The organism is Aquitalea sp. USM4 (genome assembly GCF_004328945.1).
Taxonomy (GTDB): domain Bacteria; phylum Pseudomonadota; class Gammaproteobacteria; order Burkholderiales; family Chromobacteriaceae; genus Aquitalea; species Aquitalea pelogenes.
Genome location: NZ_CP029539.1, coordinates 3,521,456 through 3,537,107 on the forward strand (window position 1 = coordinate 3,521,456; position 15,652 = coordinate 3,537,107).

Annotated in this window: 17 protein-coding genes and 1 tRNA gene; 8 read left to right on the top strand and 10 right to left on the bottom strand. The window is 59.5% G+C overall.

Going from position 1 to position 15,652, the window contains the following annotated elements; all coding sequences use genetic code 11:
* Positions 1-83: 83 nt before the first annotated feature.
* Positions 84-1,271 (bottom strand): MFS transporter, encoded by a 1,188-nt coding sequence (locus DKK66_RS16195; protein WP_131359725.1) that lies wholly within the window; start codon positions 1,269-1,271, stop codon positions 84-86.
* A 220-nt stretch (positions 1,272-1,491) separates the two neighbouring features.
* Here DKK66_RS16195 and DKK66_RS16200 point away from each other — a divergent pair, with 220 nt between their 5' ends.
* Positions 1,492-2,391, top strand: a complete 900-nt coding sequence (locus tag DKK66_RS16200; RefSeq protein ID WP_131359727.1) for a LysR family transcriptional regulator — start codon at positions 1,492-1,494, stop codon at positions 2,389-2,391.
* A gap of 335 nt (positions 2,392-2,726) precedes the next feature.
* A complete protein-coding gene (locus DKK66_RS16205) occupies positions 2,727-3,341 on the top strand; it encodes a DJ-1/PfpI family protein (protein WP_062787840.1) in 615 nt (204 codons plus the stop codon).
* A gap of 69 nt (positions 3,342-3,410) precedes the next feature.
* Here DKK66_RS16205 and DKK66_RS16210 read toward each other — a convergent pair whose 3' ends face one another.
* The 3 genes from DKK66_RS16210 to DKK66_RS16220 all read right to left on the bottom strand — a co-directional run bounded on the left by DKK66_RS16210 (position 3,411) and on the right by DKK66_RS16220 (position 5,819).
* Entirely contained in the window at positions 3,411-4,046 is a 636-nt protein-coding gene (locus DKK66_RS16210) for a glutathione S-transferase family protein (RefSeq protein ID WP_131359729.1), read from the bottom strand.
* 72 nt (positions 4,047-4,118) lie between these two features.
* Positions 4,119-4,826: a YafY family protein gene (locus DKK66_RS16215; RefSeq protein WP_131359731.1), complete on the bottom strand. Its 708-nt coding sequence runs from the start codon at positions 4,824-4,826 to the stop codon at positions 4,119-4,121.
* 108 nt (positions 4,827-4,934) lie between these two features.
* Positions 4,935-5,819, bottom strand: a complete 885-nt coding sequence (locus DKK66_RS16220) for a LysR substrate-binding domain-containing protein (protein ID WP_131359733.1) — start codon at positions 5,817-5,819, stop codon at positions 4,935-4,937.
* Between the two features lie 106 nt (positions 5,820-5,925).
* Between DKK66_RS16220 and DKK66_RS16225 the strand changes: the two genes are divergently transcribed.
* The 3 genes from DKK66_RS16225 to DKK66_RS16235 are packed head-to-tail and all read left to right on the top strand — an operon-like array spanning position 5,926 to position 7,226.
* Positions 5,926-6,246, top strand: coding sequence for a carboxymuconolactone decarboxylase family protein (locus DKK66_RS16225; protein ID WP_131359735.1), 321 nt, complete (start codon positions 5,926-5,928; stop codon positions 6,244-6,246).
* A gap of 7 nt (positions 6,247-6,253) precedes the next feature.
* A complete protein-coding gene (locus tag DKK66_RS16230) occupies positions 6,254-6,652 on the top strand; it encodes a tautomerase family protein (protein ID WP_131359737.1) in 399 nt (132 codons plus the stop codon).
* A gap of 10 nt (positions 6,653-6,662) precedes the next feature.
* The gene (locus DKK66_RS16235; RefSeq protein ID WP_131359739.1) at positions 6,663-7,226 is read left to right on the top strand and encodes a DUF4865 family protein; all 564 of its coding nucleotides are present in this window, start codon (positions 6,663-6,665) and stop codon (positions 7,224-7,226) included.
* 102 nt (positions 7,227-7,328) lie between these two features.
* On the opposite strand, the gene DKK66_RS16240 is transcribed toward DKK66_RS16235, so the two are convergent.
* Both DKK66_RS16240 and DKK66_RS16245 read right to left on the bottom strand, forming a co-directional pair.
* Entirely contained in the window at positions 7,329-8,591 is a 1,263-nt protein-coding gene (locus DKK66_RS16240) for a Y-family DNA polymerase (RefSeq protein WP_131359741.1), read from the bottom strand.
* Positions 8,588-9,004: a LexA family transcriptional regulator gene (locus tag DKK66_RS16245; protein ID WP_062787855.1), complete on the bottom strand. Its 417-nt coding sequence runs from the start codon at positions 9,002-9,004 to the stop codon at positions 8,588-8,590. Before DKK66_RS16245 ends, DKK66_RS16240 begins: the two co-directional genes overlap by 4 nt.
* Before the next feature lie 148 nt (positions 9,005-9,152).
* On the opposite strand from DKK66_RS16245, the gene DKK66_RS16250 reads away from it, so the two are divergent.
* The 3 genes from DKK66_RS16250 (at position 9,153) to DKK66_RS16260 (ending at position 11,577) form a co-directional block, all read left to right on the top strand.
* Positions 9,153-9,809 carry an SOS response-associated peptidase gene (locus tag DKK66_RS16250; RefSeq protein ID WP_242673508.1) on the top strand — a complete coding sequence of 219 codons (657 nt, stop codon included), beginning with the start codon at positions 9,153-9,155 and terminating at the stop codon, positions 9,807-9,809.
* 469 nt (positions 9,810-10,278) lie between these two features.
* A complete protein-coding gene (locus DKK66_RS16255; RefSeq protein ID WP_131359745.1) occupies positions 10,279-10,848 on the top strand; it encodes a hypothetical protein in 570 nt (189 codons plus the stop codon).
* A gap of 219 nt (positions 10,849-11,067) precedes the next feature.
* Entirely contained in the window at positions 11,068-11,577 is a 510-nt protein-coding gene (locus tag DKK66_RS16260; RefSeq protein ID WP_131359747.1) for a hypothetical protein, read from the top strand.
* Positions 11,578-11,936: 359 nt separating this feature from the next.
* Here the strand turns inward: DKK66_RS16260 and DKK66_RS16265 are convergent.
* The 4 genes from DKK66_RS16265 to DKK66_RS16280 form a co-directional block, all read right to left on the bottom strand.
* Positions 11,937-12,024: transfer RNA gene (locus tag DKK66_RS16265), tRNA-Ser, on the bottom strand.
* A gap of 70 nt (positions 12,025-12,094) precedes the next feature.
* Entirely contained in the window at positions 12,095-13,765 is a 1,671-nt protein-coding gene (gene recN, locus DKK66_RS16270) for a DNA repair protein RecN (protein WP_131359749.1), read from the bottom strand.
* Between the two features lie 12 nt (positions 13,766-13,777).
* Positions 13,778-14,653 (bottom strand): NAD kinase, encoded by an 876-nt coding sequence (locus tag DKK66_RS16275; RefSeq protein WP_131359751.1) that lies wholly within the window; start codon positions 14,651-14,653, stop codon positions 13,778-13,780.
* A 10-nt stretch (positions 14,654-14,663) separates the two neighbouring features.
* On the bottom strand, positions 14,664-15,332 hold the full coding sequence (locus DKK66_RS16280) for a response regulator transcription factor (protein ID WP_062787864.1): 669 nt from the start codon (positions 15,330-15,332) through the stop codon (positions 14,664-14,666).
* Between the last annotated feature and the right edge of the window lie 320 nt (positions 15,333-15,652).

The following is a 15,652-nucleotide window of genomic DNA, read 5'->3' on the forward strand; positions in this document are numbered from 1 at the left end:
GTGCCTGCGTGCTGACTCCCCGCTAGCGCCTTGGCAAATCGCCACCTGCCATCAGGGAAGGCAGCGTGGCCAGGCAGGGGCGCTCATGGCGTGCAGTTTGCCAGCGTGGGGCTGGCACGCCGGTCCAGTACGCCGGACCAGGTGGTGAGCGCCAGTGCCAGCAGTACGATCAGGGCGCCAATCCACGGGGTGGCCATGATGCCCATCGCCTCGACAATCAGGCCGCCCGCCCAAGCACCGAATGCAATGCCCAGATTGAATGCAGCAATGTTCAGGCCGGATGCCACATCCACCGCATGCGGTGCATCCCGCTGGGCTTGTTGCACCACATAAAGCTGCAGGCCGGCCACATTGCCGAATGCCACCGCACCCCACAGCAAGATGGTGAGCACCACCAGCCATTGCGAACTGGCGGTCAGCGCCAGCAATACCAGCGCAAGGGCCAGGCCTGCAAAGATGATCTGCAGCGCCCGTACCGGGCCTTTGCGGTCGGCCAGGCGGCCACCCCAGACATTACCCACGGCAACCGAAATACCGTAAACCAGCATCAGCACGCCGGTGGCCGAGGCTTTGAAGCCGCTGACCTGCTCCAGCATCGGGGCAAGATAGGTAAACGCAATGAATGAACCGCCGTAGCCCAGCGCCGTCATGGCATACACCAGCAACAACCGCGGCTTGCCCAGTACCGAAAACTGGCCGAGCAAGGAGGTGGGCGCCGTGCGGGCGATGTTGTCAGGCACCAGCAGCCAGCTGCCGGCAAGGGCGATCAGGCCAAGGCCGGAGACGGCAAGAAAAGTGGTTTGCCAGCCAAATGTCTGGCCGATGAAGGTGCCCAGTGGCACACCGGTCACCAGGGCAACCGTCAGGCCGGAAAACATCAGCGCAATGGCCGAGGCGGCTTTCTGCCTGGGCACCAGGCTGGTTGCAATGGTGGAGCCTATCGAGAAAAACACACCGTGGGTCAGGCCGGTCAGCACGCGGGCGATGGCCAGCGTGCCATACGCCGGAGCCTGCCAGGCCAGCAGGTTGCCCAGCGTGAACAGGGCCATCAGGGTCAGCAGCAGGGTTTTGCGTGGCAGGCGGCTGCTGAGGGCGGTCAGTACCGGCGCGCCAATGGCCACGCCCAGCGCATACAGGCTGACCAGCAGGCCGGCAGAAGGCAGCGATACGTGCAGGCTGGCGGCAATGGTCGGAATCAGCCCGACGATGACAAATTCGGTGGTGCCGATGGCAAACGCGCTGAGTGTCAGCGCCCAGAGGGCAAGTGGCATGCAAAAACTCCTTAAAGCAGTGTGAGGACATCACCGGTGACCCGTGCTCCGCTCCCGCCGGTGCAGCTGGGGGCCAGTTGCGGATGGCTGGCACCGGACTGCCCCGGCACGGGTTTGCGTGGAGGTCGGTTGGCAATGCAGGAAGAGTTCGCATTATCATTGCTTGAAAAGGCAGGAAAAATACGTCTGAAACTCAATGTCTTGTGACTGGTAATCAACAATGCTGAGCACAGAAACCATGCAGGCTTTTGTCACCGTGATCGAGGAGGGCTCGTTTTCTGCTGCGGCAGAACAGCTGGGGCTGACTCCATCCGGCATCAGCCGCAGTATCGGCAAGCTGGAAAAACAGCTGGGTGTGCGCTTGATCAGGCGCACCACGCGGCGGCTGGATCTGACCGATGAAGGGCGCTGGTTCCTGGAGAATGCCCGCGACATCCTGGGCCGCATGCAGGCAACGGAGCTGACGCTGCAGTCGGCGGCGGAGCATCCGTCCGGCCTGTTGCGCATCAATGCCGCCACGCCGGTGTTCGATCATGTGCTGGCCCCCTTGTTGCCGGCGTTCTGTCGTCGTTATCCGCGCATACGGCTGGAGCTGACCAGTGGCGAGATGGTAGGGGACCTGATTGAACAGGGGGCCGATGTGGCCTTGCGCGTCGGCCAGCTGCAGGACTCCACCCTGAATGCGCGCTTGCTGTTTGAAAGCCGCTGGCGTCTGGTGGCGTCGCCAGCCTATCTGGCCGAACACGGTGCGCCGGACTCGGTGGCCGAGCTTGCCCGCCAGCGCCTGCTGGGCTTCTCCCAGCCTTCGTCCTTGAATCTGTGGCCCTTGCGGCATGGTCATGTTGACGGTTTGGCGATAGAGCCGACCATGACCGCTTCCAATGGCGAGACGCTACGCTATCTGGCGCTGGCCGGTAACGGCATTGCCTGCCTGTCGGATTTTCTGGTCGACCAGGATATTGCCGCCGGTCATCTCACCGCCTTGCTGCCCGATGACATGCTGCCGTGGCGGCAGCCGGTGTGGGCGGTGTATTACCGTCAGGGTTTTCTGGCGGCGCGGGTGGCGTGCTTTGTCGACTTTCTGTCCGGACAGTTGCGCGCGCACAGTCAGCAGTCCTGAACCGTGCGCCATGTGCCGGCTGCCAGTCAGCAGTCGCTGGGCAGCCGGATGATACTGGCGCTGGTATGCAGTGCCGCAGGCCGCACGACAGGTTCAAGCGGGCCTGAAACCGCTTGCATCCTGCTGGGTTCATGGCCTGTATTCATGCCAGTTTTTGCTTGTGTTGCTTATTCAGCTTGGCGCCGCTAACAAAAAACCTGCTGCGGCGTTGCGCCTCCTTGCCGTACCCTTGTACTGTCTGCGTCGGCGCGCCTGGCCCCAGGGATGCTACGCTATTTTGTCAGCCGCTCTCAGGCTGGCATTTCACAATCACTTCGGACAAGCGAGGCCCGGTCATGCACATTGCCATTCTTACCTTCGACGGATACAACGAACTGGACTCGCTGATTGCCTTTGGCATCCTGAACCGCATCAGGAAGCCGGACTGGCGGGTATCCATTGCCAGTCCGACGGCACGGGTGACGTCCATGAATGGCGTGGTGCTGGAATCGCACATTTCGCTGGCCCAGGCCTGCGAGGCGGATGCCGTGATTGTAGGCAGCGGCCTGAAAACGCGGGATGTGGTGGCCGACGAAACGCTGATGGCGCAGCTGCGGCTGGATCCCTCCCGCCAGCTGCTGGCGGGCCAATGCTCGGGCACGCTGATACTGGCCAGGCTTGGACTGTTGCAGGACATCCCGGCCTGTACCGACCTCATTACCAAGCCCTGGGTGCAGGAGGCGGGTATCAGCGTGTTGAACCAGCCGTTTTTTGCCAGAGGCAATGTGGCAACGGCAGGGGGCTGCCTGGCCTCGCAATATCTGGCTTTCTGGCTGATTGCCAGGCTTGAAGGCATGCAGGCCGCCCGGGATGCACTGCATTACGTGGCCCCGGTGGGGGAGAAGGAAGACTACCTGGCACGTGCTTTACAGCATGTGTCGCCCTACCTGAACGCGGACAGCGTGGCCTGAGCAAGGCTGACCGCCTGTTTGCCGGTGTGGGCCTGCACGCCATTGTGCTGCCGCGCAGGCCTGCCGTGCTCAGTCTGCCTGTACGCTGGTGATGTGCCCGGTTTGCTGCCAGCAGTCCAGCGCCTGAATCTGGCCGAACCAGCGGACGATTTCCCCGAACTCTTTGAGCGGCAGGCGGGCCTGTTGCCAGTCGGCCAGCGGGGCGGCAATGGCCAGATCCGCCAGCGATGGCTGTTGGCCGCATATCCACTCCCGCCCGGCAAGGTGCTGATCGAGAATCTGGCCGGCGGCGACAAAACCGGCTTCCGCCCGTTCTACTTCCACCGCGCTGGCCGGGCCTTGCCCGGCCATTTGCTTGATTGCGTTCTCCCAGTTAAGGCTGCTGATTGGCGGCATCCAGTGCTGTGCACACCAGAACATCCAGCGGCTGGCGTCGGCCCGTTCGCGTGCACTGGCTGCATGCAGGGACTGGTCCGGCGCCAGCTCTGCCAGGTACTGCATGATGGCGTAAGACTCCCACAGCACATGGCCATTGTCTTCCAGCACAGGAACCTGATGATTCGGGTTCAGCTGCAGGAAGGCGGGTGTGTTCTGCTCGCCACGGAACAGATCAACCTGTATCAGTTCAAGCGGCAAGCCAAGTTGCCGGGCAACAAGCAGCACGCGGCGGCTGCAAGACGACAGGGGGTGGTAATAAAGACGCATGGCATTCACTCCGGTGGGTTGATCTCGAGTGATGCCATTGTCACGCCAGCCACTGACAGTTTTTGTCAGTAGTCAGCTGTTGTTACTGTTTTTGGCCTGCCGGGCGGCATCGGCTGCGCGCCACGCTTTCAGCAGCTCGTGCTTTCTGTGCGGGTAGTGCTCCTTGCCCGCTCGCAGGGCAAAGATGCGGTCTGTCCGGAAATGACGGAAATCCTGCCGTGTTTCACACCATGCGGCCAGCATGCGTACGTGGTCGAAATAGCCCAAGGCCAGCGGCCAGATGGTGCGCTGGGTGACATTGCCCTGCAAGTCGCAGTAGTCGATGCCCAGCTTGTACCCGGCGCGAATGGCCTGACGGATGATGGACAAGTCCACCGCATCGGCTTCTGCCTGTGAAGGCGAGCCCACCAGCAGCGAACTGTTGTCCAGACTGTGGCGCAATGCAGCGGGCAGCACTGCGGAAATCTTGGCCAGCGCATTCTGTGCGGCACGGCCCAGTTGGGTGTCGGTGCGCTTGGCCACCCATTGCGAGCCCAGTACCAGCGCTTCGATTTCCTCCGTGCTGAACATCAGCGGCGGCAGCATGAAGCCGGGTCGCAACACATAGCCCAGGCCGGGTTCGCCTTCAATCTCGGCACCTTGTGCCTGCAGGGTGGCGATATCGCGGTACAGCGTGCGCAGGCTGATGCCCAGCTCAGCGGCGAGGCTGGCCCCGGTCACCGGGAAACGGTGTTGCCGCAGGGCTTGCAACAGGGTGAACAATCTTTCCGTACGTGACATGAAATACTGGTCTGGTGATAAGTACGCAGCGATCTTGCCACAGCGGCGCGGGTGACAGGCATGCATTTGCACGGACATGGCAGTATGGTGACGATGTCGGGATGCTGCTCAGGCACCGCCCAGTCCATGCAGATAGTCTTGCAAGGACTGGCTGACAATGTCTGACAAGCGTTCGCAGCCGACTGTGGCGGTGGATTCGGCGCGATACAACATGAGGCGGATGTCTGGCAGGGCGGGCAGGTCCTGCCGCAATTGCAGCGTATCCGGCACGCCGACCGGGGTGCGCACCGTCACGCCCAGCCCGGCGGCAACGGCAGCCCATATCCCGCTCAGGCTGCTGCTGCTAAAAGCCTGCCGCCAGGCCAGATTGGCCTGTTCCAGTGCGGCGCAGGCGGCTGCCCGCATCAGACAGGGGGCTTCAAATGCCACCAGCGGCAGGGCGCTGTCCGCCGGGTATGGCCACGGGTTGGCCTTGCTGTCTATCCAGCACAGCGGCAGCCTGCCCATCACCTGTTGATAGGGCCAGGGCTGGCCGCCATCCCAGGCCAGGACCAGGTCAAGCTCTCCTTTGGCCAGACCATCCAGCAATTGCTGATTGCGTGCCACTTTTACCTCCAGCCGGAACTGCGGATGGGCACGGGAAAACTGCCCCAGAATGGCCGGCAACAGCGATTCGCCAAAGTCTTCCTGCATGCCGAACCGTATCCAGCCTTGCTCCAGCCCGCTGCCTTGCACCGCTTGCACCGCCTCGTCATTCAGTGCCAGCAATCGGCGGGCATAGGCCAGCATGACTTCCCCGGCGGGTGTCAGTACCAGGCCTCGGCCTGCCTTGCGCGTCAAGGGTTGGCCGGCTTGCTCTTCCAGTTTTTTCAGCTGGGCGCTGATGGCGGAAGTGGAGCGGTTCATGCGCTGGGCGGCCATGGCAAAGCTGCCCATCTCCACACCGGTCACAAAGCTGCGCAGCACATCCAGGTCCAGGCTGATACGGCTCACGGTAATAGTCCTGAAAAAGTGAACGGTAATGAAAAAACATTTTGATTATCAAAATCATTCTGACTGCTTAAGCTGGGTGCTGTCAAAAACGACAGGAAAATCAGGCATGACCAGCTCTTCTTCACGCAGCATGCAGAACATGACAGTCGAGGCCCCCAGACTGGCTGAAATCACCCAATCGCTCCTGTTTGGCGATGTCTGGCAACGCTCCGGCCTGAGTCCGCGCGAGCGCAGCATTGCCACGGTCGCCGCACTCACCGCGCTATACCGGCTGGAGCAGCTGCCGTTTCACTTGCAGCTGGCCATGGACAATGGCATCAGCCGGGCCGAACTGGGCGAGCTCATCACCCATCTGGCCTTTTACGCCGGCTGGCCTGCCGCTGCATCGGCGGTGGATGTGCTGGCGGCAATGCCGCACGGAAAGTGAGCCTGTCATGCCTTATACCCGTATCGCACTGGCGGCCGGCAAGCCGGAGTCCTGGCTCAGGGCCATCTCGCACAGCCTGCAGCAGGCGCTGGAAGAAAGCTTCGAGGTACCGGCGGGCGACTGCTTTCAGGTGTTCCAGCAATGTGGGGCTGGCGAGCTGGTGTTCGACCGGGAGTATCTCGCCACCGCAGGTGCGCGCAGCGCGGACTTCACCCTGTTCCACATTACCGCCGGTCGGGCCCGCAGCACAGCCTGCAAGCGCGCATTCTTTGCCCGGCTGGCAGAGCGGCTGGCGGCCAGCCCCGGCCTGCGCCAGCAAGACATCATGGTGGTGATTACCACCACCGGGCTGGAAGACTGGTCATTTGGCAATGGCAAGTCGGCACTGCCTGAATGCGACAGTTAGGAGACACATCATGCTTGCCATGCAATACCGTTTTGTCCTGCCCGCCGACTACGACATGGCCATCATCCGGCAGCGCATCCGTGAACGCGGCCATCTGCTGGATGGCTTTCCCCAGCTCGAATGGAAGGCCTATCTCTGGTCCGAACATGATGTCCGGCAGCCGGGCAGCGTCAATGCCTATGCGCCGTTCTACCTGTGGCGGGATAACGAGGGCATCAACCGTTTTCTTTCCAGCCCCGGTTTCAAGGCGCTGTGCGCCGACTTTGGCAGGCCGCATGTCGATATCTGGCCGGTCTGGGACAGCATCGGGAGCCATGTCATGCCCACCGCCAGCGTGTGCCTCTGCCAGACGCAAGCCATTCTGCCCGGTCAGTCGCTTGACGCTTTGCGCCAGCAGGAGCAGGAACAGGCCGCCCGGCTACAGCAGCAAGGTGCCGTGTCGGTGTTGACCGCTTACGACCCGCGACAATGGCAGTTGCTACGAGTATCGGCCTGGCGTGGCGAACAGGACTTCCGGCAGCAGGAGATGGACGGCACCTGTTACCGGATTGGCTATGTGGCGTCCGGGGCCTGAGTGTGCCGCATCAGCGCCAGCAAGCCGCGCCGACACCGACAGTACAAATGGTACGGCAGGCATGGAAGCACAAGGCAGGAGCAGGGTGGGTGTTGGCGGGCCTTAGCGCAGTTGCACGATGTCGCCCACGCGGGTGGTGTAGCAGGGCGATTTCTTTTCCTGCTTCATCCGCCAGTCCTCGGTCAGGCCTTCGGCACCCAGCTTGATGGTTCCGCTGCCAAAATCGCGGTTGAGCTTGTCGATGGCGGCCATCAGCCGGTTGCGTTTGGGGTCGGGCAGCGGGCAGAACATATCCGGCTGCTGACGGGTGGCCGGGCCGATGTCCATCAGGATGACTCCGGCCTTGTGGTAGCTGAACTCCTTGCGCCAGATGGCGCGCAGCGCTGCCTGGGCGGCGCGGTTGAGTAGCAGGGTGTCAGCGCTGGGGTGGACGAGTGGCACGCAGGTGTAGCCATGGTATTGGCCCAGGTCGCGGAAGGGATTGGTGCGGATGCTGACGCCAATCAGCCCGGCGGTGCTGCCCTGGGCGCGTAGCTTTTCGGCTGCACGGGCGACGTGGTGGCTGATGCTGGCAGAGAGTGAGGGCAGGTCGTGCACCAGGCGGCTAAAGCTGCGGCTGGAGATGATTTGCTGCCTGGCCGGAGCCACGTCTTCCAGTGCCAGGCAGGCTACGCCGTTCAGCTCTGCCACCGTGCGCTCCACCACCACATTGAACTTGCGCTTGATGTGGCGCGGGTCGGCCAGTTTCAGGTCCAAAGCACTGTGGATATTCATCAGGGTCAGCTTTTCGGCAATGCGACGGCCAATCCCCCACACCGCGCCGACCGGGAATTCGGCCAGCAACCGGTCCGCCTCGCGCGGGTTCAGCCAGTCCCATTCAAACACGCCGTTCCACTCTGGCCGCTTCTTGGCCACATGGTTGGCCAGCTTGGCCAGCGTCTTGCTGCTACCCATGCCCACGCAGGTGGGAATACCCAGCCCCTGCCACACCGCCTGGCGGATGCGGTGGCCGTGGCTGTCCAGGTCCGGGATGCCTGTTACATCGAGAAAGCATTCGTCGATGCTGTAGATTTCCTGCTGCGGGGCAAAGCGCGACAGCACACTCATCATGCGGCGCGACATGTCACCGTACAGCGCGTAATTGCTGGAGAACACCGCCACACGGTGCTTGTAGCACTGTTGCTGTATCTGGAAAAAAGGCAGGAAAGCCGGAATGCCCAGCGCCTTGGCCTCGGCCGAACGGGCCACCACGCAGCCATCGTTATTGGACAGCACGATGATGGGGCGGCCGATGAGGTCCGGGCGGAACACCCGCTCGCAACTGGCGTAAAAGCTGTTGCCATCCACCAGTGCAAAGGTGCTCATACCAGCCGCCGCACCACGGCAATCACCACCCCCCATATCTGCAAGGTGTAATCGCCTTCTGCCGGAATCATGGGATAGCCGGGTGCATCGGCCAGCAGCGCCAGCATGCCTTGCTGCTTGTGCAGGCGGCGCAGCACAAAGCCGTCCTCATGCGCGGCCACCACCACATTGCCGTGTACCGGGCTGCGTGCCTTGTCGATCAGCACATAGTCGCCCTTGAAAATGCCGTGGATGGCATCGTTGCTGGCCATCATCAGGAAGGTGCAGTCCGGGTCGTCCACCAGCAGGGTGTTGAGGTTGATATTGTCCTGCACGTAGTCGTCGGCCGGGCTGGGAAAACCGGCACGCACGCTGCTGGCCACCAGTGGAATGCGCAGCGGGCTGGAGCGGGACAGAGGAATGGGGTAGTGCATGGCAACTGCTCTATATGATTATGTACAAAATCAAATATAGCAGAAAGCAGGCAGTGCAGGGTGAGGATTTGCGCGAGAAAAACCGAAGCCGCCGCGCTTGGCAAGGCCGGGCCGGACGGCATACCATGCCGCCATGTGCATCAACTTCATGCCTCCAAACCCGCGCCAGCTGGCAAGCCATTTCAATCTGCCAGCTGGTGACCTGCTGTGGCCGGACGAGTGCTGGCAAGATTATCTGGCACCCATCATCGTCAAAGGCCGCCACGGCGAAGCGGTGCTGCAGCTGGCCAGCTACGGCATGGTGCCCAAACGCCACCAGCCACCCGGCGTGCGCATCAGCACCATGAATGCGCGCGCCGAAACCATTGGTGAACTGTTCAACTACCGCCGTGCCTGGCAGCAGCAGAGCCTGTGCCTGGTGCCCATGCAGCACTTTTACGAGCCGTGTTATGAATCCGGCCGCGCCGAGCGCTGGCAAATCGGCATGGCCGACAGCAGTCCGTTTGCCGTGGCCGGCCTGTGGCGTGCCTGGTCCGAGCCGGATGGCAGCATCAGCCACACCTTCACCCAGATCACCATCAACGCCGACCACCATCCGCTGATGAAGCGCATGCACCGGCCGGGCGATGAAAAGCGCTCGCTGGTGATTGTGCCGCCGGATCAGTACATGCACTGGCTGAACTGCTCCAACCCCGAACAGGCACGCAGCTTTCTTACTCACTACCCCGCCGAACTGATGACCGCCGCCCCCGCACCGCTCAAGCCGAAAGAAGCCGCTCCGGAGCAGGGCAGCTTGTTTGATTGAGCTGTAATCATTCCTTCTTTTCCTGATGGCTTGAAAGCCTCATACTGGCTTTTATGCAAAAGTCATTGATTGGGTGTTTCCCCAAAACTTCAAGATCGAAGCTGTCAAGCAGCTTATTGAACGCGGCTATCCCATACCGCCATCACCAAACAGGTCACTCAACTCGGTATGTCTGTTCTCAAGCTGTATTAATGGTTAAAACGCCATATCGGGGAGGTCGGACTTGGGAGCTGAAAGATGTTGCATCAAGGCATGATTGAAGGGGATGGCCGGAGGATGGAGCGGGGTCCTTCAAAAAGCCACTGTATCCCCGGTAGATTCTTTGATGTTTGAAAAGCTTGGCCGATTTATCGTGAAGACTTGCAAAAGTGATCAAGCCAGCAGGGATTCTTGATGATGGATATTATTGAGTGAGTAAATCATGCTGATACTGTTTTCGGGTGTGCCGGTCGGTTAAGTGGAGAGATTGATGAATAAGTTAATTTTGTTCATGTTTCTTTATGAATGCATTGGCTTTTCCTGTGCTTCAGAAATTCGTGTATTCAAATACATTGCAATGGCTGAGGCAATGGCTAGCGTCGGTAATGTTGTTGAGGGGGTGCCTGATTTTTTGGAGGTTGGTTACTATGAAAACGGCAGGAAGGGTTTTGTAGTGGTTAATCGTAATTACAAAGGTGAGTGTATTATTGATGGGGATCCTGACAGATATTATTCGTTGCGAGCGCATTTCGCAAAGTACAATATACGTTATTCGAGGAAGGGGGTGAGGGGTGCGTTTGTTTATGAACAGCCATATGGGTGTGATTCTGGATTGTATTTTTATAAATTATCAAAATCCAGGCGTATTTATATTGTTGGTGATGCTTATAGCGAAAATGGTCTGCAATTTTTAACGGCTCCTAATTTTAGAGGCTATGTTGCCAAATCGGAGTTACCCGCGGGGTGGAGGCAATATGAGCCGGATGATAGCTGGTTTTATGTAGTGCAGGAGGTTTTTGTTTTTGATGACTTGAAAAAGAATTTGCGAAATCCGAGGTGAGGCTGGATTTGAAGCACTCTTTATTGCATTGCTTGTATGCGTTCTTGATTGCTAGGTCTGTCAGCTGCGCTGCATCAAGGCATGATTGAAGCGGGTGGCCGGGGCGGGGTGAGGGATTGCGGCAGCGATGAAGGGGGTTGTTTGTGAATCATATTGTCGAGTGGAAAATTGTGCGGCTAATGTTTATTCAATTTTGAGGTTATATTGTTTGGGGTTTGTATGAAATGGAAGATTATTTTTACATTATTGGTTGTTATTTTTTTTAGTCTCTGGTATGCATTTGACTCTCTTGAGGGTTATTGTATAAGTGATCGGCGGAGGTATTCTGATGATGAGTTGATTAATCTGGCGATTGCAAATTTACTTATGAGTTATCCGCAACCTGCCTCGGGTTATGATGATTATAGGGAGAGCTTTCGGGGGGAGGGAGTGGCTCAAAATTATGACAACTATATTAATCCGAAGGATGTTATTTATTACGATGGTGTTAGGGATTTTATTGATAAAAATAAAGGATGCTGTTCTGTTGTTAAGAGGCGAAATGTTGATGAAGGTGAGTTGGAATATTGGAAGAGTATATTTGGAGGGGGCTGGCGATTTGTAAGGATAGTGTATCGATTGAAATACCATGTTGATGGTCGAGTGGAAAGTCCTTTGGTTGTATGGATGGGTCCGGTCGATAGTTGTGGTAATCCAACCCTTAGTACAAGTCAAACATTTTTGAGGTGATGTCGTGAGCAATGCCATGAATAGTGTCAGCGCAAATGGCATAACAAGTTCATTTTTGTATGGTAGTGAAAATGTCCTATGAATTGATTGTATGGAAAGAGAAGAAACTTTTCTCCCGTGCAAACGCGTATTCCAGTACTCAGTGACATGGCAACGGTTGGTCAGTGTAGTTTGCGTGCTGACTAAAGAACGTTTCTAGGGCAGGTGTGAAACGACAACGAATAAGTTTGTTGTGTATTCATCGCGTGCGAGTGAGTGCCGTGTAAGACAATGAATGTCTTGCTGGCATACCTAATGGCATACCAGTGGATGTGGAAAACAAAAAAGCCCTGATTAATCAGGGCTTTAATGATAATTAATGGCGGAGGCTGTGGGATTCGAACCCACGGACGGTTTCCCGTCGGCAGTTTTCAAGACTGCTGGTTTAAACCACTCACCCAAACCTCCGCAGTTTCTTGCCAGCGACCGTGTCGTCTGGCGAAGAGGACGCAATCATAACCGTCCCAGGCCGTTTTGGCTAGGGGGTGGCGCGGTTCATTTCCAGCATTTCTGCGGCATGCTGGCGGGTGGTCTGGGTGAGCTCGGCACCACCCAGCATGCGGGCGATTTCCAGCACGCGCTGCTCGGCGTCCAGCGGGGTGATACGGCTGACCACGCGTTTCTTTTCTTCACGCTTGCTGACTTGCCAGTGCTGCTCGCCGCAGGAGGCCACCTGCGGCAGGTGGGTGATGCACAGCACCTGATAACGCTGGCCCAGTTGCTTCAGCATATGGCCGATGACTTCCGCCACGCGCCCGCCAATGCCGACATCCACTTCGTCGAAAATCAGCGTGGGCACGCTGGCCACCTGGCTGATCACCACTTGCATGGCCAGGCTGATGCGTGACAGCTCGCCGCCGGAGGCCACTTTGGCTAAGGGGCGCAGACTGGTGCCGGCGTTGGCTGCCACCAGGTATTCGATGGATTCCAGACCATGGGCGCCGGGTTCGGCCAGGGCGGCCAGTTCGATGGCAAAGCGGGCGCTGCTCATGGCCAGCTGCTGCATTTCCTTGCTGATGCGGGCGGACAGTTCGCTGGCGGCCTGGCGGCGTTTGCCAGACAGGGCTTCGGCCAGGGTGCGGTAGCGCGACAGGCTGGCGGTTTCGGCCAGCGCCAGGGCTTCGCTGTCGGTGGAGGCTTCCAGCGCGGCCAGCTGGGCTTGCCAGTCGGCCAGCTTGAGCGGCAGTTCCTGCGGCTGCACGCGGTATTTGCGCGCCATGCTCATCAGGCTGTCGATGCGGCTTTCCACCTGTTGCAGCTGGCCCGGGTCTTCGTCGATGTCGCTGGCGTAGTCGCGCAGGCTGTAGACGACTTCGCGCAGTTCGGCATCTACCGAATCCAGCAGGGACAGGGTGTCGGCCAGCCGTGGGTCGAGGTTGGCCAGCTTGCTCAGGCGGCTTTGTACCTGGGTGAGCACGGACAGGCAGTTGCCCTCCATCTCGGACAGGGTATCCACCGCGTACTGCGCGCTTTGTACCAGCTCGGCAGCATTGGCCAGGCGGGAGTGGCTCTGGTTGAGCCCGGCCCATTCGTCCTGTTGCAGGCCCAGTTCGGTCAGTTCGTTGATTTGCCAGGTGAGGCGTTCGCGTTCCACTTCGGATTCGCGCGACAGCTTGTCGGCATCGCTGCGTGCCTTGCGGGCGGCTTGCCATTCCTGCCAGGCCTGATGCACTTCGCGGGCCAGCGAGCTGCTGCCGGCATAGGCATCCAGCAGTTCGCGCTGGGCTTCGGCCTTCACCAGCGACTGGTGGGCGTGCTGGCCGTGGATGTCGACCAGGAATTCGCCCAGCAGCTTGAGCTGGGCCAGGGTGGCTGGCTGACCATTGATGAAGCTGCGCGAGCGGCCGGATTTGTCCAGTACGCGGCGGATCAGCACGATGTCGTCGTCGCCCGACAGGGCATTTTCCTGTAACCAGGCCTTGATTTCAGGACGCTGGCGGCTGTCGAATTCGGCGCTGATTTCGGCGCGTTCGGCTCCTTCGCGCACCAGCGAGCCCTCGGCGCGGTCGCCCAGCAAGAGGCCCAGGGCATCCAGCAAAATGGATTTGCCTGCCCCGGTTTCGCCGGTCAGTACGGTAAAACCGGGGGAGAAGTCCAGCGCAATGCTGTCAACGATGACGAAGTCTTTGACCAGAAGGGATAGCAGCATGGTGTGTGCGTGTCAGAGCAGGCGCTCGCCCCAGTGGAGCTTGTGGCGCAGCATGTCGTAGTAGTTGTAGCCCACCGGGTGCAGGATGCGCAGCGGGTTGCGATAACGGCGGATCAGCACGCGGTCCATTTCCATCAGGTCGCAGTGCGACTGGCCGTCAAAGTGTACGCGCGCGTCCAGGCCGCGGGTCAGCATGAATTCCACTTCGCAGGAGTCGTTCACCGCAATGGGGCGGTTGTTGAGCGACTGCGGGCAGATGGGCACCAGTGCAATTGCCTGCAGCGTGGGGTGCAGGATGGGGCCGCCAGCGGCCAGCGAGTAGGCAGTGGAGCCGGTGGGGGTGGAGACAATCAGGCCGTCCGAGCGCTGGCTGTAGACAAACTGGTTGTCGATGAAGACTTCGAATTCGATCATCGAACCCACGGCGCCGCGGCTGAACACGATGTCGTTGAAGGCCAGCGCATTGGCGACTTCGGCGTCTTCGCGAATCACCGATGCTTGCAGCAGGATGCGGTTTTCCGGCACGAAATTGCCGCCCAGGATGGCGTCGATGGCTTCCAGCATTTCATGACGCGGAATGTCGGTCATGAAGCCCAGTCGGCCCTGGTTGATGCCGACCAGCGGCACGCGATAGGGTGCCAGCTGGCGGGCGATGGACAGCATGGTGCCGTCCCCGCCCAGCACGATGACGAGATCGGCCAGCTTGCCCATGTCGCTGCGTTCGATCAGCTGATGGGGCCCGGCTTCGGCCGGGGTGGCGCTTTCCTTGTCCACGAATACGGTGATGCCGGCAGCGGCCAGATGATCGGCCAGGGTGCGCAGCGATTCCACCACTTGCGGTTTGCTGTGTCTTGCCACCAGGCAGACATGTTTGAACAGTCGTTCCATGTGGGCGATTCTACTGCCTTGGGGCGGTTTCGTTCAAAAAAGACTCGTCGCTGCGTTTTTTGCCGGTGGCTTCCAGCGCCTTCAGGTAAAAGCGGATCAGGTCGGCCAGCGAATCCACCCCCAGCTTGCTGAACAGGTTGGCACGGTGCACTTCGATGGTGCGCGGCGACAGGTCCAGCTGGCGGGCGATTTCCTTGCTGGACAGGCCGTCGGCCACCAGTTCCAGCACTTCACGCTCGCGGCCGCTGATGCGGGCCAACTGGTTCATCACTTCCTGGGTTTCTTCATCCTGCTGCTGTTGCTGGATGCTCAGGCGTATGCCCTTGCGCAGGCTGTCGATCAGGCGGTTCTGGTCGATGGGCTTGGTCAGGAAATCAATGGCACCGGACTGGAAAGCACGGCGGCACTGTTCGATATCACCATGGCCGGTGATGAAGACAATGGGAATGGACAGGCCGCGTTCTACCAGTTTTTCCTGCAGGGCAAGGCCGGTGATCTGCGGCATGCGGATATCCAGCACCATGCAGCCGATTTCACCTTCGGTATAGGTTTCAAGGAATTCCATGGCGCTGGCGAACGTCACCGTGCGCATGCCCTGGGCCATGATCAGCAAGGCCAGTGAGTCGCGTACGGCCGGGTCGTCATCCACAATGAAAACGGTGGGCATCATGTACTTCATTAACGGTCATCTCCTGCAACAGCGATTGCTGTTTATGTGCCAGATACGGCAAGGCCAGGCCCGTTGCCTGTCTGGCTGTCAGCAACGGGAAGCATGGGTGGTCTTGCCGGGTTCGTGTGCTTGTGGCGGGGCATGGCGACCGGGTAAGGGCATCTCCCGAAGTCAATGCGCTCCATGATACCCGTGACCGCCTTGTCCGGTCTGCCTTTTGCCGGCATGTGCTGCCGGTATTGCTTGCTTGTTGCAATGCCGCAAGCAGCGCCAGCCAGCGCGAATGTTATCAGCATAATGGCTGGCTGGCTGCACGGACTGCTGTCATG

Coding starts and splice junctions, on each gene's coding strand:
- DKK66_RS16195 (WP_131359725.1), bottom strand. CDS start 1,271: ATGCCACTTGCCCTCTGGGCGCTGACACTCAGCGCGTTTGCCATCGGC.
- DKK66_RS16200 (WP_131359727.1), top strand. CDS start 1,492: ATGCTGAGCACAGAAACCATGCAGGCTTTTGTCACCGTGATCGAGGAG.
- DKK66_RS16205 (WP_062787840.1), top strand. CDS start 2,727: ATGCACATTGCCATTCTTACCTTCGACGGATACAACGAACTGGACTCG.
- DKK66_RS16210 (WP_131359729.1), bottom strand. CDS start 4,046: ATGCGTCTTTATTACCACCCCCTGTCGTCTTGCAGCCGCCGCGTGCTG.
- DKK66_RS16215 (WP_131359731.1), bottom strand. CDS start 4,826: ATGTCACGTACGGAAAGATTGTTCACCCTGTTGCAAGCCCTGCGGCAA.
- DKK66_RS16225 (WP_131359735.1), top strand. CDS start 5,926: ATGACCAGCTCTTCTTCACGCAGCATGCAGAACATGACAGTCGAGGCC.
- DKK66_RS16230 (WP_131359737.1), top strand. CDS start 6,254: ATGCCTTATACCCGTATCGCACTGGCGGCCGGCAAGCCGGAGTCCTGG.
- DKK66_RS16235 (WP_131359739.1), top strand. CDS start 6,663: ATGCTTGCCATGCAATACCGTTTTGTCCTGCCCGCCGACTACGACATG.
- DKK66_RS16240 (WP_131359741.1), bottom strand. CDS start 8,591: ATGAGCACCTTTGCACTGGTGGATGGCAACAGCTTTTACGCCAGTTGC.
- DKK66_RS16245 (WP_062787855.1), bottom strand. CDS start 9,004: ATGCACTACCCCATTCCTCTGTCCCGCTCCAGCCCGCTGCGCATTCCA.
- DKK66_RS16250 (WP_242673508.1), top strand. CDS start 9,153: ATGCCTCCAAACCCGCGCCAGCTGGCAAGCCATTTCAATCTGCCAGCT.
- DKK66_RS16255 (WP_131359745.1), top strand. CDS start 10,279: ATGAATAAGTTAATTTTGTTCATGTTTCTTTATGAATGCATTGGCTTT.
- DKK66_RS16260 (WP_131359747.1), top strand. CDS start 11,068: ATGAAATGGAAGATTATTTTTACATTATTGGTTGTTATTTTTTTTAGT.
- recN (WP_131359749.1), bottom strand. CDS start 13,765: ATGCTGCTATCCCTTCTGGTCAAAGACTTCGTCATCGTTGACAGCATT.
- DKK66_RS16275 (WP_131359751.1), bottom strand. CDS start 14,653: ATGGAACGACTGTTCAAACATGTCTGCCTGGTGGCAAGACACAGCAAA.
- DKK66_RS16280 (WP_062787864.1), bottom strand. CDS start 15,332: ATGAAGTACATGATGCCCACCGTTTTCATTGTGGATGACGACCCGGCC.